Source organism: Burkholderia sp. MS389, from assembly GCF_016899425.1.
In the GTDB taxonomy this organism is placed as follows: domain Bacteria; phylum Pseudomonadota; class Gammaproteobacteria; order Burkholderiales; family Burkholderiaceae; genus Burkholderia; species Burkholderia sola.
In genome coordinates this window covers 1,082,531-1,097,278 of sequence record NZ_CP045996.1, presented here as the reverse complement: position 1 = coordinate 1,097,278, position 14,748 = coordinate 1,082,531, and the positions used below count along the sequence as shown (strand labels likewise).

Sequence of the window (14,748 nt, the reverse complement as noted above, 5' to 3'; positions counted from 1 at the left end):
TGACTGCGGAGCAGGTCGTTCGTCGCGTTGTAGATCGGCTGCATTTGCATCCACCTCAGAAAGTAAACTAGAGGCGTCGGGGCGCGGTAGGCATATCGCGATGCAGGCAGACGGCACAGGATCAGTGCAATTCATAGGGGCTGGCTCGTCGTGCTGCGCTGTGAATCACGGTGCGTGTGGTCGTGACCGTTCTTGCTGGCCGCCATCACGTCCTGCCGCATGGTGGGCGGTCCCGCCATGCTGGCCGCGTCACCATTCGGCTCTTCGCCTTGCATTACGTCCCGGTCGAGGGCAATCGCCCGCGCCGAGTTCGTCAGTGCGCCGCCCGCCGTTATGCTGATGTCGTTCGACGCCTGAATGGCGATTGACGGCGCCGAGAGCTGGGTGCGCGCCGGTGACACGTTGTCGATGCCGTCGGCGAGCAGGGCGACATACTGCTGCGACACGCCCGACAAGACCGTCGTTACATAGACCGAATCCGTGGGAACTCCTTGATCCACGCGACGAACGGGGACCTGCATGCCGTCGGCCTCGGTCGCGCCGTCCATGAAGCCGACTTCGAGCATGTCGGACGTATCGCGTTTCGTAGCGAACTCGCGCAACGCGGCAGCGACCCGATTGCCACCCGACACCACGCTCGCCATAACGTCACCACGGCGAATACGGATCCATGTTGCGCGATGGCGGCACTGTTACGTAGCGCATCATGCGATACGCGGTGGTCGCCGCCCGGAACGCCGCGCCGCATGGTGTCTGGTTGAACCATTGCGCGCTGCCGGCTGGCACGTTCATTTCGGTCGAGACCGAGACGCTGCCTTCGGTGGCGCTGAGGATACGTCCGACCAACGGCCGCGGTCAGCTGAACTGGCGGCGCTCATTGTCGCGCCACCTGCGGGCTGGTTCAACTGCGCAATGTGAGCGACCAGCATGTTGCGTAGTAGCGCGCGAATCCTGAGGTCATGGACAGGACTACACGGGCCGTTGTCGCAGTACAACTGCACCTCGTCCAAATAGAGTTGGTCGAGCTTTGGATAGCGCGTCGCCCCCGCGCCGTGGTCGAATGTGACGATGCGAGTTGACATGGTAAATTTCATGTCCCGAGCGCTTGATCACTTTTACGAGCTACGGGAGTCTACCTTTGCGCCGATAGACACGAAATCCGCGCATGGACGTTCGCTAGATTTTCAGCGACCTTATCCAGAGACTTCAATTTTTCGTTCTGCGTTGGAGGCGAATGTTGGAATCGAACATCGGTAGCTTCGCACAGATGCTACGGCAACATGGGTTACAGAAAACAATCAGTGCCATTGTGCCGGTTGCATCAGCGTTTGGAATCATCTGCTTAACCGTATATTTTGGAACGCTCGAGTTCACGCCGGATATTTCTTTCGCTCAGGGAGCCCTTGTAGCCGTACAAGCGGGCTTGACCGGTGGACTTCTTCTGGCGGTGCTCATAATTTCGCTGTCTGTACCGGCGTGGGTCTATTACATGCTTGGGATTAGGCCGGCAGAACTCGTGTCCCTAAGACGTCGACGCGAGGCGATTAACCACCTCGTCACCAGATTTTTCTGCACACAAGCGTTGACGATCTCCGGGGTGGCTGCGCTCGCCTACTTTCCTCAGCGTGCTGAGCCTCACGCAGCTATTTGCGTAGGTGTTGCTGTAATCGGGTTCATATGGTCCGTTATTTTCCTTGTGTCATGTCCGCGCGTGTGGGGTGTGGAGGCATTGGAGAGTCGATGGACATTTTTCGTGTCGGTTGTTTTAGGCATATTCACGACGGTATCCTCGCTGGTAACCTTGAACTTGCTCTGGGCGAGTTCGCCTGGCCATCATAGCAATTTTTGGTTTCTGATCACCGTCTTCGTCGTTGTCATGTTGGGAGGGGCACAGGTGGCTATTGGGCTCCGGGATGTGGGCGCACAGTTAAGTATCGGCGTCATGCTGGTACTCGAGATAAGTCTATTGCTTGGGCCGCCGGTGCCTCGATTTATCGCAAACGCGGTTGGTATTGCTGAGAAGACACCGGTAGACCTATTGGTTGGCAATGATCTGTGCAATACCATTCGTATATCTGCTGCCACACCCAAGCTTCGATGTGAGGAGAAAGGTCCCTCCCTCGTAAAAAGCGTCGAAGTCCTTAACTCGTTGGGGAATCGATGGGTGATTCGTATTCCTGCGTCAGGAAAGATATTGATTATTCCCGGCAAGGACTTGACCTTTGTGCGTGAGAATTAGCTGACACATGGTCCACTTCCACGTGTTTTCAATCCTTGGCGAGCGACGTAAGGGCCGTCCCGGGCTTCTTCGGGTAAAGCTGTTTCAGCCGCTCTTGATGTCTGAACGCTCGGTCGCTATCGCGTCGACATCGGCACGACGCGGAGGCTCAAAGATCAGCTCTGTGCGAATCGCGGGCAGTTCCTGATGTTCGGCCAGCCACAAATTGCCTTGAGCTTCGCGTGCAGGTCGAGCACCCGCCGGTGACGAAATCAGGTCGGTCGGTAGCGGCGTCGCATAGTCCTTCCAGTCCGGATTGCGCGCGACGAGCATGCGCAGTGTCGGGGCGACATGCACGGAGGCCACGCAGTTGTGGGAGCCTGTATTTTCGGGATGTGGAACGCATCCAAGAACCAAGAAATTCTCATACCGTTATCTGGTCCGCAGATTTACGCAGAGGGACACGACGCTCGTGCGGCAGGGATGGCGATGTGGCCGAGGCGTCCGCGGGCGTTCGCGGGAACGCCCGCGCCAGTCAGCGGTTCACGACCGAGTACACGAGCGTGCCGGAGAACATCAACAGCACGAGCGACGCGCCGCGCAGCAGCGTCGACGTACGGGCGGCCCACGCGCGTTGCGAAGTGAGGAGCCCGCCGAGGGACGACCAGCCCACCCCGATCGGCGCGAGCACGACCAGAAATACGACGAGCGCCCACGCGAAATAGTGTGCGGACCTGAACGCCTCCAGCGGAAACAGCGTGCTCGAGAACAGCAGCGCCTTCGGGTTCATCATCGTCGCGACGAACACGTCGCGAAAGCGCACCGGCGCGACCGATACGTCCTGCAGCACGCGGCTATGCGTCCACATCCTGAGCGCGAGGAAAAAGATGTAGACGGAACTCGCGAGCTTGACCACGTCATACAGCCAGGGCCGGCCGGCAGCGAACGTGGACAGAAAGAACCCCCATACGGCAATCGCGATCGCATAGCCGAGCGCCTCCGCGACGACCAGCGGCCACGTGCCGCGCAGGCCGACCTTCAACCCGGACGACAGCAGCAGCGTATTGGTCGGCCCCGGCACGATCAGCACCAGCGAGACGTACATCGACATTTTCAGCAACGCTTCCTGGATCGGCACGCGGCCTCCTCGATTCGTCAGTGTCGCGGTTCGCGTCCGGCCGAAGCGGCGCGCCGCTGAAATAGCGGTTGACCTTCATGCACAGACCGTTCGATCTGCGCTTCCGTGAGCTTGCCCGTTTTCATCGCATGGCCTTCGTGTCCGCCCGGGCACATGATGACGAATTTCTCTGCCGACGAGTCGGATTATTTTTGGGTCGAGATCACGATCGTCGAAATGCGAAAAGGTCGGAAGCTTTATATTTGAAGTGGTGAATTATTTGTTTCTTTCATGTGAATTGCGTCTGTCATTTCTCATATTTTTTGAAGAAATGATTCTTGAGTCATGCGCGCAAAATGAAAAAATTAATTTTGTTGTTTCGAAAAAATTGAATCGGTCGTTGTGAGGTATTTGGTCGATATTTTCAGGTATTTAGAATTTCTCTGGACAGCCGGGGATTGATATGAAATTTTTCGAGATGTGCCATCATGAACGCTGCTATTGTGTGTCGGACAGTCAAGCACAAGGTACGACGATCCCGGAAACAATTAGGTTGACTGAATTTGTAAATGCACTAATGGCAATCACCGTATCGTAAATTCAATTTGTCGAAGCAGAATCCATTCCGTGGTGTGCCTCCGCGTGCGATGGAGGCTTCGCGTTGTCGCCTGACTTCGCTGCGATTCACTATGCCTTTTCGGTGTCATTTGTCGTGATGGACCGGGCGCGTCATTACGCGTTACCGGACGAGTGGCTGGTTCAATTCGACAAGGCGACACTATCCATTCAGGTTTCAAATCCCATGGGAAGCGTTCATGAGTAATCCGATCAAGAATATCGTCATCGTGGGCGGCGGCACGGCGGGCTGGATGTCCGCGTCGTACCTCGTCCGGGCGCTCCAGCACCACGCGAACATCACGCTCGTCGAATCCGCGGCGATCCCCCGGATCGGCGTGGGCGAGGCGACCATCCCGAGTTTGCAGAAGGTGTTCTTCGACTTCCTCGGGATACCGGAGCGGGAGTGGATGCCCCAGGTGAACGGCGCGTTCAAATCCGCGATCAGGTTCGTGAACTGGCGGAAGTCGCCCGATGGTTCGCGCGGCGATCACTTCTACCATTTGTTCGGCAACGTGCCGAACTGCGACGGCGTGCCGCTGACCCACTACTGGCTGCGCAAGCGCGAACACGGCTTCCAGCAGCCGATGGAATACGCGTGCTATCCGCAGACCGACGCGCTCGACGCGAAGCTGGCGCCGTGCCTGGCCGACGGCACCCGCCAGATGTCCCACGCGTGGCACTTCGATGCGCACCTGGTGGCCGACTTCCTGAAGCGCTGGGCCACCGAACGCGGGGTGAAGCGCGTGGTCGACGAGGTCGAGCAGGTTCACCTGAACGATCGCGGCTACATCGCCAGCCTGTCCACCAAGGAAGGGCGCACGCTGGAAGCGGACCTGTTCATCGACTGCTCCGGCATGCGCGGGCTCCTGATCAACCAGGCGCTGAAGGAGCCCTTCATCGACATGTCAGACCACCTGCTGTGCGACAGCGCGGTCGCCAGCGCCGTGCCCGCCGACGACGCGCGCGACGGGATCGAGCCGTACACGTCGGCGATCGCGATGAACTCGGGGTGGACCTGGAAGATCCCGATGCTCGGCCGGTTCGGCAGCGGCTATGTGTTCTCGAGCAAGTTCACGTCGCGCGATCAGGCCACCGCCGACTTCCTCGACCTTTGGGGGCTCTCGGACAAGCAGCCGCTCAACCAGATCAAGTTCCGGGTCGGGCGCAACCGGCGCGCGTGGGTCAACAACTGCGTCGCGATCGGGCTGTCGTCGTGCTTTCTGGAGCCGCTGGAATCGACGGGCATCTACTTCATCTACGCGGCGCTTTACCAGCTCGTGAAGCACTTCCCCGATACGTCGTTCGACCCGCGGTTGGCCGACGCATTCAACGCCGAAATCGTCTACATGTTCGATGACTGCCGGGATTTCGTGCAGGCGCACTATTTCACCACGTCGCGCGACGACACCGCGTTCTGGCGCGCGAACCGGCACGACCTGCGGCTGTCGGACGCGATCAAGGAGAAGGTCGAACGCTACAAGGCGGGGCTGCCGCTGACCACCACGTCGTTCGACGATTCCACGTACTACGACACCTTCGATTACGAATTCAAGAACTTCTGGTTGAACGGAAACTACTACTGCATTTTTGCCGGCCTGGGACTGCTGCCCGACCAGTCGCTGCCGCTCTTGCGGCACCGGCCGGAGTCGATCGACAAGGCCGAGGCGATGTTCGCGCGGATCCGGCGCGAGGCGGAGCGTCTGCGAGCGACCCTGCCGACGAACTACGATTACCTGCGCTCGCTGCGCGCGGGCGATGCGGGACTGTCCCGCAGCCAGCCCGGGCCGACGCTCGCGACGCCGGAGATCCTGTAGTGGACCGCGCCCCGGACCGGGTACGCGCGATCGCGGCCACGCACGCTGCCGTGGCGGCCTGCGACCCGCTGCAGGCGCGCGCGCTCGTCCTGCGGCTGCCGGGCCTGAACCGTCGACAGGATGTGCCGGGCATCGTCGGGCTGTTGCGCGAGTTCCTCCCGGCGCGCGGCGTGCCCTCGGGCTGGGGCTTCGTCGAAGCCGCCGCCGCGATGCGCGACATCGGGTTCTTTCTGGGATCGCTCAAGCGGCACGGACACGAGCCCGTGGATGCGGTGCCCGGGCTCGAGCCGGTGTTGCTCGACCTGGCGCGCGCGACCGGCCTGCCGCCGCGCGAGACGCTGTTGCACGTGACGGTCTGGAACCCCGCGGCGGCCGACGCGCAGCGCAGCTACACGGGGCTGCGCGACGAAGCGCACCTGCTCGAGAGCGTGCGCATCTCGATGGCCGCGCTCGAGGCGGCCATCGCGTTGACCGTCGAGCTGACCGACGTGCCGCTGCGTTCGCCCGCGTTCGCGCAAGGGTGCGACGCGCTGGCGGACTATCTGCAGAAAATGGTCGACTCGATCGTCTACGCGTATCGCTTCATCTCGCTGCAGGTGTTCTACGACGAGCTTCGTCCGTACTACGAACCGATTCGAGTTGGCTGTCAGAACTACCTCGGCCCTGGTGCGGTCGAAATGCCCCTTTTCGTGCTGGAGCACGTGTTGTGGGGGGCGCGATCGGACCACGAGGCTTATCTGGAGTTCAAGGAGACGTACCTGCCCTACGTGCTTCCCGCGTTCAGGGCGATCTACGCGCGGTTCGCCGGGCGGCCGGCGCTCGTCGACCGCGTGCTCGGCGAAGCGCAAGCGGCCCGTGCGCGCGGCGAGCCGGTCGAGGCCGGGTTGGCGGCCCTCGACCGCGTATTCGAGGTCCTGCTGCGTTTTCGCGCGCCGCACGGCAAATTGGCCGAGCGTGCGTACGAAGTCGGGCGAAGCGGCCCCACGATCGGCAGCGGCGGGTACGCACCGAGCATGCTCGGCGATCTGCTCACGCTCACGCGCGCGGCACGGTCACGCGTTCGCGCCGCGCTCGACGCGCGCTGACGGCGCGACGCGGGCGGCGGCCATGTGTTCCATCTCACCAGGAGAGTTTGCCCCATGACTCAGCAGAGCCCCGCGAACGGGCGCGACAGCAACCACTACGACGTGATCATTCTCGGCTCGGGCATGTCGGGCACCCAGATGGGGGCCATCCTGGCCAAGCAACGGTTTCGCGTGTTGATCATCGAGGAATCGTCGCATCCGCGCTTCACGATCGGCGAATCGTCGATCCCCGAGACGTCGCTGATGAACCGCATCATCGCCGATCGCTACGGCATTCCGGAGCTCGACCACATCACGTCGTTCTATGCGACGCAGCGTTACGTCGCGTCGAGCACGGGCATCAAGCGCAACTTCGGCTTCGTGTTCCACAAGCCCGGCGAGGAGCACGACCCGAAGGAGTTCACGCAGTGCGTGATTCCCGAGCTGCCATGGGGGCCGGAGAGCCACTATTACCGGCAGGACGTCGACGCGTACCTGTTGCAAGCCGCCATCAAGTACGGCTGCACGGTTCGCCAGAAGACGAGCGTGACCGAATACCACGCCGACCAGGACGGCGTCGCGGTGGCCACCGCCCAGGGCGAACGCTTCACCGGCCGCTACATGATCGACTGCGGCGGGCCGCGCGCGCCGCTCGCGACGAAGTTCGGGCTGCGCGAAGAGCCGTGCCGTTTCAAGACACACTCGCGCAGCCTCTACACGCACATGCTCGGGGTCAAGCCGTTCGACGACATCTTCAAGGTCAAGGGGCAGCGCTGGCGTTGGCACGAGGGGACCCTGCACCACATGTTCGAGGGCGGCTGGCTCTGGGTGATCCCGTTCAACAACCACCCGCGATCGACCAACAACCTGGTGAGCGTCGGCCTGCAGCTCGATCCGCGTGTCTACCCGAAAACGGACATCTCCGCGCAGCAGGAATTCGACGAATTCCTCGCGCGGTTCCCGAGCATCGCGGCGCAGTTCCGGGATGCCGTGCCGGTGCGCGACTGGGTCAAGACCGACCGCCTGCAGTTCTCGTCGCGCGCGTGCGTCGGCGACCGCTACTGCCTGATGCTGCACGCGAACGGGTTCATCGATCCGCTGTTCTCCCGCGGGCTCGAGAACACCGCGGTGACTATCCACGCGCTCGCGGCACGCCTGATCAAGGCGCTGCGCGACGACGACTTCTCCCCCGAACGCTTCGAGTACATCGAGCGCCTGCAGCAGAAGCTGCTGGACCACAACGACGACTTCATCAGCTGCTGCTACACGGCGTTCTCGGACTTCCGCCTGTGGGACGCGTTCCACCGGCTGTGGGCGGTCGGCACGATCCTCGGGCAGTTCCGGCTCGTGCAGGCGCACGCGAGGTTCCGCGCGTCGCGCGACGAGCGCGCCCTCGATCATCTCGACGACGATCCCCCGTACCTCGGGTACCTGTGCGCGGACATGGAGGGGTACTACCAGTTGTTCAACGACGCCAAAGCCGAGGTCGAGGCCGTGAGCGCGGGGCTGAAGCCGGCCGGGGAGGCCGCGGCGCGGATTCACGCCCTCATCGACGAACGCGAATTCGCGAAGCCGATGTTCGGCTTCGGATACTGCATCACCGGCGCCAAACCGCAGCTCAACAACTCGAAGTACAGCCTGCTGCCGGCGATGAAGCTGCTGCACTGGACGCAGACCAGCGCGCCGGCGGAGGTGAAGCGGTACTTCGACTACAACCCGATGTTCGCGCTGCTCAGGGCGTACGTCACGACCCGCATCGGCCTGGCGCTGAAGTAGTCGACCGACCCCGGAATGAAAATGATAGACGACGTTCAATTGAATCAAGTGCGCGCCAGCGAGCATCCGTCGGCGGCGTATGACGCGACCACGCGCGTGGCCGCGAGCTGGTACGTCGCGATGCGCTCGGACGACCTCAAGGACAAGCCGACCGCGTTGACGCTGTTCGGCCGCCCGTGCGTCGCGTGGCGCGGCACGACGGGCCGGGCCGTGGTGATGGACCGCCACTGCGCGCATCTTGGCGCGAACCTGGCCGACGGGCAGATCAAGGATGGGTGCATCCAGTGCCCGTTTCACCACTGGCGGTACGACGAGCACGGCCAGTGCGTGCATATTCCCGGCCACAGCGCGGCGGTGCACCGGCTGGAGCCGGTGCCGCGCGGGGCGCGCCAGCCGACGTGGGTCACCGTGGAACGGTACGGTTACGTGTGGATCTGGTACGGCTCCCCGCAGCCGCTGCACCCGCTGCCCGAGATCGCCGCGGCCGACGTCGACAACGGCGACTTCATGCACCTGCACTTCGCGTTCGAGACGACGACGGCGGTCTTGCGGATCGTCGAGAACTTCTACGACGCGCAGCACGCGACGCCCGTCCACGCGCTCCCGGTCTCGGCCTTCGAGCTCAAGCTCTTCGACGACTGGCGCGCGTGGCCGGAGGTCGAGTCGCTGGCGCGGGCGGGCGCGTGGTTCGGCGCCGGGATCGACTTCACCGTAAACCGGTACTTCGGGCCCCTCGGCATGCTGTCGCGCGCGCTGGGCCTGAACATGTCGCAGATGAACCTGCACTTCGACGGCTACCCCGGCGGGTGCGTGATGACCGTCGCGCTGGACGGAGACGTCAAGTACAAGCTGCTCCAGTGCGTGACGCCGGTGAGCGACGGCAAGAACGTCATGCACATGTTGATCTCGATCAAGAAGGTGGGCGGCGTCCTGCGCCGCGCGACCGACTACGTGCTGTTCGGGCTCCAGACCCGGCAGGCCGCGGGGTACGACGTCAAGATCTGGAACGGGATGAAGCCGGACGGCGGCGGCGCTTACAGCAAGTACGACAAGCTCGTGCTCAAGTACCGCGCGTTCTACCGCGGGTGGGTCGACCGCGTCGGCTCGAGCGAGCGGTAACGCATGAGTCGGCGGCGCTGGCCGGCCCGGTGTCGGTCGCGCCGCTTCGTCCGGCGCTCGCGAACCGCGGCGCACTGAGCGACCGCGTGTCGCCTTCGCGTGCCGCGAGTCGGCCGGATCCGCTTCCGCGCGATTGTCGCCGGTGCGTTCCAGCGTGCACAGGAAAGGGCCCGCCTGTCTCAGCCGCTATATGGCGATCTGCGTCGAAGAAAAAACCTGCTTGAGCACCATGAAAGTCCGAATCTGACGCACGCCGGGCAGATAAAGCAGTTGCTCGGCATGGAGCCGGTTGAAGCTTTCGCTGTCGCGGGTGCGCAGCATCATGAAGTAGTCGAACTCGCCGGTCACCACATGGCATTCCATGCAGCCGGATACGTTCTGTGCCGCTTTTTCAAACGCGGCAAAGGATTCGGGGGTCGATCGATCCAGCACGACCCCGATGATGACGACCATGCCCGCGTCGAGGGCAGGCGCGTTGAGCAACGCGACGATTCCTCGGATCAAACCGAGGCTCTTGAGCCGTTCGACGCGGCGCAAACAGGCCGGCGCACTCAAATTCACCTTCGCCGCCAGCGCGACGTTCGAGATCGATGCGTCCTTCTGAAGGGCGCGCAGGATCGCTTTGTCCGTACGGTCAAGTTCGACGTGGCTCGCGTCCGCCGGGCGCGATTTGTCGAGAAATTTTGTTGTCGATTTCATCGATTCGAAAAAATTTGCGTTCGTCGGGATGGGGAAAATTGTATTTCAAAGCACGGAGGAGGAAATATGTTTGCAACCACGTTTCGAGGGTATTTCACTAGAATTTCTTCATGCCCGGTCGCCCTGACGACAGGCGTCCGAACCCACCGCCCATCTTTCGGAGAACCTCCGTGAACCTCGATCGCTTTCCCCGCCACAAGCTGACCTTCGGACCCACCCCCATTCATGAGTTGCCGCGCCTCGGCAAGGCGCTGGGCGGCAAAGTGCAGCTCTATGCAAAACGCGAAGACTGCAACAGCGGCCTGGCGTTCGGCGGCAACAAGACCCGCAAGCTCGAGTACATCGTGCCGGACGTGCTGGCGAGCGGCGCCGACACGCTGGTATCGATTGGCGGCATCCAGTCGAACCAGACGCGTCAGGTCGCGGCAGTCGCGGCTCATCTTGGCCTGAAATGCGTGCTGGTTCAAGAAAACTGGGTCAACTACTCGGATGCTGTGTATGACCGCGTCGGCAACATTCAGATGTCCCGCATGATGGGCGCCGACGTTCGGCTGGTCAGCGACGGCTTCGACATCGGCATTCGCCCGAGTTGGGAAGAGGCGCTGGAGAGTGTCCGCAACGCGGGCGGGAAGCCGTATCCGATCCCCGCCGGTTGTTCCGAGCATCGGCTTGGCGGCCTCGGGTTCGTCGGTTTCGCGGAGGAAGTGCGCGCCCAGGAAGCTGAACTCGGATTCAAGTTCGACTACATCGTCGTGTGTTCGGTGACCGGAAGCACGCAGGCCGGCATGGTCGTCGGGTTCGCGGCGGATGGACGCGCGGATCGCGTGATCGGTATCGATGCGTCGGCCAAACCCGAGCAGACGCGCGAGCAGATTCTTCGCATCGCACGCCAGACCGCCGATCTCGTGGAACTCGAGCGGCCGATCGAGGACGCGGACGTGGTGCTCGATACGCGCTACGGCGGCCCTGAATACGGCCTGCCGTCGGAAGGGACGCTCGAAGCGATTCGACTGTGCGCGAAGACCGAGGGAATGCTGACCGACCCGGTTTATGAAGGCAAGTCGATGCACGGAATGATCGATAGGGTGCGCCGCGGCGAGTTTCCGGAAGGGTCCCGGGTCTTGTATGCGCACCTCGGCGGTGTCCCCGCATTGAACGCATACAGCTTCCTGTTCAAGAACGGTTGAGGCTTTGGCCGCGTTCCGACTGCAAGTGAAGTCGGAACGCGGCGTGCATATCGCCAATTCGGGGCGCCAAGTATGGACATGCAGAATCGACTTCCGACCAGCACGATGACGGATCCCGACCCGGAGGAACTCAGGGAATGGTGCGACGCGCTCGATGGCGTGTTGCATGCGTGGGGCGGCGATCAAGGCAACGCACGTGCACGCCATCTTCTCGACTCGTTGTTGGCGCATGCACACACCCGTCGCGTCGCGTGGCGGCCGCCGCTGGTCACGCCGTACGTCAATACCGTGGCGCCCGACGAGCAGCCGGCCTATCCGGGCGATCTGCACCTCGAGCGGCGGATCGCGGCGTTGATACGGTGGAACGCGCTCGCGATGGTGGTTCGCGCCAACCGTGCGCTGGGTGAACTGGGCGGGCACATTGCAAGCTATGCTTCCGCCGCGGATTTGTTTGCTATCGGTCTGCTAGCGTCGCCCCTGCGCGGGGCGGCGGTCACTTTTCTTTGTCTTCCAAAGAAAAGTAACCAAAAGAAAGGCGCGTCCTTGGGCGGACGGCAAAGGAGGTCCTGCTCAGGGTCGTGGTTTCCTTGTTGTCCCAGTTCGTGGGATTCGGACTGGGCGTGACAACAGTGCGACGTCGCCGTGTACCTAATCGGCCGTTTGCAGTTGCTTCACCAATTCGCCAACGAAGTCGATCAATACGGTCGACAACACTCTTCCGGTCAAGGTCTGGATCTGGATCGCACGCAACGACATGCCCGGATGATCGATCGGTATCGCTACCAGACCGTCCGTCGCCAGACGCGCCTGCACCGTCAGACGGCTCGTCAGGGACACGACCCCCGACATTTGAGTGAATGCATACAGCATGTTGGAGTTGTTGCAGGTCAGGACAGGCTCGAAGAGAAGATTCTCCAGGCTCGCCGTCGTATCGAAAAGCTGACGGATCGTCGTGCCGCGGTCAAGCAGCGCAATCGGGAAATTCCGCAACTCCGCCATCGATACCGTCGCACGCCCGGCCAGCGCGTGAGAACGGGGCATGACCGCGCAAATGGGCGCGCTCTGCGTGTACTCGACGTTGATCTCCGGCTCTCGTACGACACCGAACGTCAGGCCGATATCGGCTTCGCCGGTGCGGACGTGTGCCGTCACCTCTTTCGGCGCTGTCACTGCCACCTCGAAACGGGTACCGGGCGACTTTTCCAGAAATTGCGTGATGGCGCGAGGGAGAACATCCCGGGCAAACGCCTCCGACGTCGAGACGCGGATCGTGCTCCGATCGAATGAGTTCAGCGCCTTGATCTCCTCGATCACCTGCTGACCTTCGAGCAGGGTTCGTCGGACATGCGCAGCCAACAGCTCCCCGGCCTTGTTGGGGACCATGCCGCGCGCCTGACGCTCGAACAGCGGGCAGCCGACCTCCTCCTCGAGCCTCGTCATCTGACGGCTGATCGCCGAGATCGAAACGTGCAGCTTCTCGGACGCCTCGCTCAGCGAACCGGTGTTGGCAACGGCAAGGAAGTATCGGAGTGCAGCGTTGTGCATGACGGCCGCCAAGTTTGCGTTATTGGAAAGCAGGGCACGCAAAAAAGTCAATTGTAGTGCGCGTTTTGGCTCCGTACGCTTGATCCATCAGGGTTGAACAAACCGCTCTTCCACAATACACGCGAGGATCGTCATGACGCGCCGCCAAGCAATCGACTCTGCCACAACATATTTCGATTCGGGGGGCTTCCTGAAAGATCTCGCGCGACGCGTCCACATGATGACGGAAAGTCAGGATTCCGGAAGGGCCGACGATCTTAGAGCCTACCTCGTCGACGAGATCGTCCCGTCGATCGACCGTATGGGTTTCGAGTCTCGTATCGTCGAGAACCCGGTTGCGGGGAGCGCGCCGTTCTTGATTGCGACGCGTATCGAGGATCCCTCGCTTCCGACGATCCTGATGTACGGGCACGGTGATGTCGTCCGTGGCCATGACGGACAGTGGAAGGACCAGATGTCGCCATGGAACGTCACGGTTGAAGGAGACCGATGGTTTGGGCGGGGCACCGCGGACAACAAAGGGCAACACACGATCAACCTGGCCGCGCTGGAGCAAGTCGTCGCGGCCAGGCATCGACGCCTGGGTTTCAATGCGACGCTGCTGCTCGAGATGGGGGAAGAGACCGGATCGCCCGGGCTGCGTGCGGTCTGCGAGCAGAACCAGGACCTTCTCGCCGCCGACATTCTGATCGCTTCGGACGGCCCCCGGGCCAGATCGAACGTCCCTTGCGTTTTTCTCGGGTCGCGCGGGTTCGTCAACTTCACGCTTTCCGTCCGGCTCCGGTCGGGCGCACATCATTCCGGAAATTGGGGCGGGGCGCTCGGCAATGCCGGCACCGTCCTCGCCAACGCGATCTCGTCGCTGGTCGACGGGCGGGGGCGGATCCTCGTTGACGCGCTGTTGCCGACGCATATTCCGGATGCGGTGCGGACTGCGCTGAAGCATATTGCCGTCGGCGGCGGGCCCAACGATCCTCACGTCGATGCCGATTGGGGCGAACCTGGCTTGACCGCCCAGGAGCGCGTCTATGCATGGAACGCGCTGGAAGTACTGGCCTTTACCACCGGTAACCCGACCAGCCCGATCGGCGCGATTCCGCCCGTTGCGCACGCGCATTGCCAACTCAGGTACGTCGTCGGTACGGATTGCGAGCGTATCGAAGAAGTCTTGCGGCATCGCCTCGACGCATGCGGGTTCGATCGGGTCGAGGTGGCCATCGGCGAGCGGATGGGCGCCACGCGCCTGCCGCCGGAAGATCCGTGGGTCGCATGGGCGCTCGATTCGATCGAGCGGACGACCGGCAAGCAGCCGGATTTGCTGCCCAATCTTGGCGGGTCGCTGCCCAACGACGTCTTTTCCGAGGTGCTGGGCCTTCCGACGGTCTGGATTCCGCACTCATACGGCGCCTGCTCGCAGCATGCACCGAACGAACACCTGCTTGGAAGTGTCGCGCGTGAGGCGCTTCAGATCATGGCCGGCATATTTTGGGATCTCGGGGAGTCGGCATCCGCCGTCCGGGATCGGCGCAAGGAAGGAGTGCTTGTCGCCCAGGCATAAGACGCCAATTTTTAATGCACTTGTTATCGTAGG

At 62.3% G+C, this 14,748-nt stretch carries 12 protein-coding genes and 1 pseudogene; 8 read left to right on the top strand and 5 right to left on the bottom strand.

The features are described from left to right. Positions 1 to 131 precede the first annotated feature (131 nt). Complete coding sequence (locus tag GJG85_RS34570; RefSeq protein WP_050014203.1) at positions 132 to 644, bottom strand: hypothetical protein; 513 nt, start codon at positions 642 to 644, stop codon at positions 132 to 134. A 590-nt stretch (positions 645 to 1,234) separates the two neighbouring features. Between GJG85_RS34570 and GJG85_RS34560 the strand changes: the two genes are divergently transcribed. After that, entirely contained in the window at positions 1,235 to 2,239 is a 1,005-nt protein-coding gene (locus tag GJG85_RS34560; RefSeq protein WP_143328941.1) for a hypothetical protein, read from the top strand. Between the two features lie 84 nt (positions 2,240 to 2,323). On the opposite strand, the gene GJG85_RS35170 is transcribed toward GJG85_RS34560, so the two are convergent. Both GJG85_RS35170 and GJG85_RS34550 read right to left on the bottom strand, forming a co-directional pair. Beyond that, complete coding sequence (locus GJG85_RS35170; protein WP_050014205.1) at positions 2,324 to 2,551, bottom strand: hypothetical protein; 228 nt, start codon at positions 2,549 to 2,551, stop codon at positions 2,324 to 2,326. A gap of 202 nt (positions 2,552 to 2,753) precedes the next feature. Then, complete coding sequence (locus GJG85_RS34550) at positions 2,754 to 3,356, bottom strand: LysE family transporter (RefSeq protein ID WP_050014206.1); 603 nt, start codon at positions 3,354 to 3,356, stop codon at positions 2,754 to 2,756. A 794-nt stretch (positions 3,357 to 4,150) separates the two neighbouring features. Between GJG85_RS34550 and GJG85_RS34545 the strand changes: the two genes are divergently transcribed. The 4 genes from GJG85_RS34545 to GJG85_RS34530 are packed head-to-tail and all read left to right on the top strand — an operon-like array spanning position 4,151 to position 9,726. Continuing rightward, positions 4,151 to 5,767, top strand: coding sequence for a tryptophan halogenase family protein (locus GJG85_RS34545; protein ID WP_050014207.1), 1,617 nt, complete (start codon positions 4,151 to 4,153; stop codon positions 5,765 to 5,767). Beyond that, positions 5,767 to 6,852 (top strand): monodechloroaminopyrrolnitrin synthase PrnB family protein, encoded by a 1,086-nt coding sequence (locus GJG85_RS34540; protein ID WP_050014208.1) that lies wholly within the window; start codon positions 5,767 to 5,769, stop codon positions 6,850 to 6,852. Before GJG85_RS34545 ends, GJG85_RS34540 begins: the two co-directional genes overlap by 1 nt. A gap of 54 nt (positions 6,853 to 6,906) precedes the next feature. Beyond that, a complete protein-coding gene (locus GJG85_RS34535) occupies positions 6,907 to 8,607 on the top strand; it encodes a tryptophan 7-halogenase (protein WP_204384631.1) in 1,701 nt (566 codons plus the stop codon). A gap of 24 nt (positions 8,608 to 8,631) precedes the next feature. Next, positions 8,632 to 9,726 (top strand): Rieske 2Fe-2S domain-containing protein, encoded by a 1,095-nt coding sequence (locus tag GJG85_RS34530; RefSeq protein WP_204384841.1) that lies wholly within the window; start codon positions 8,632 to 8,634, stop codon positions 9,724 to 9,726. A 186-nt stretch (positions 9,727 to 9,912) separates the two neighbouring features. On the opposite strand, the gene GJG85_RS34525 is transcribed toward GJG85_RS34530, so the two are convergent. Next, a complete protein-coding gene (locus tag GJG85_RS34525) occupies positions 9,913 to 10,425 on the bottom strand; it encodes an Lrp/AsnC ligand binding domain-containing protein (protein ID WP_124640009.1) in 513 nt (170 codons plus the stop codon). Positions 10,426 to 10,595: 170 nt separating this feature from the next. Here GJG85_RS34525 and GJG85_RS34520 point away from each other — a divergent pair, with 170 nt between their 5' ends. Next, positions 10,596 to 11,612 (top strand): 1-aminocyclopropane-1-carboxylate deaminase, encoded by a 1,017-nt coding sequence (locus GJG85_RS34520; protein WP_050014211.1) that lies wholly within the window; start codon positions 10,596 to 10,598, stop codon positions 11,610 to 11,612. Positions 11,613 to 11,684: 72 nt separating this feature from the next. Beyond that, positions 11,685 to 12,074 (top strand): annotated as a pseudogene (locus GJG85_RS34515) (pyruvate dehydrogenase (acetyl-transferring), homodimeric type); the annotation flags it as partial. Positions 12,075 to 12,260: 186 nt separating this feature from the next. Here GJG85_RS34515 and GJG85_RS34510 read toward each other — a convergent pair. Beyond that, entirely contained in the window at positions 12,261 to 13,157 is an 897-nt protein-coding gene (locus tag GJG85_RS34510; protein WP_050014229.1) for a LysR family transcriptional regulator, read from the bottom strand. A gap of 133 nt (positions 13,158 to 13,290) precedes the next feature. Between GJG85_RS34510 and GJG85_RS34505 the strand changes: the two genes are divergently transcribed. Further along, positions 13,291 to 14,715, top strand: coding sequence for a M20 family metallopeptidase (locus GJG85_RS34505; RefSeq protein ID WP_050014212.1), 1,425 nt, complete (start codon positions 13,291 to 13,293; stop codon positions 14,713 to 14,715). Positions 14,716 to 14,748: the final 33 nt, after the last annotated feature.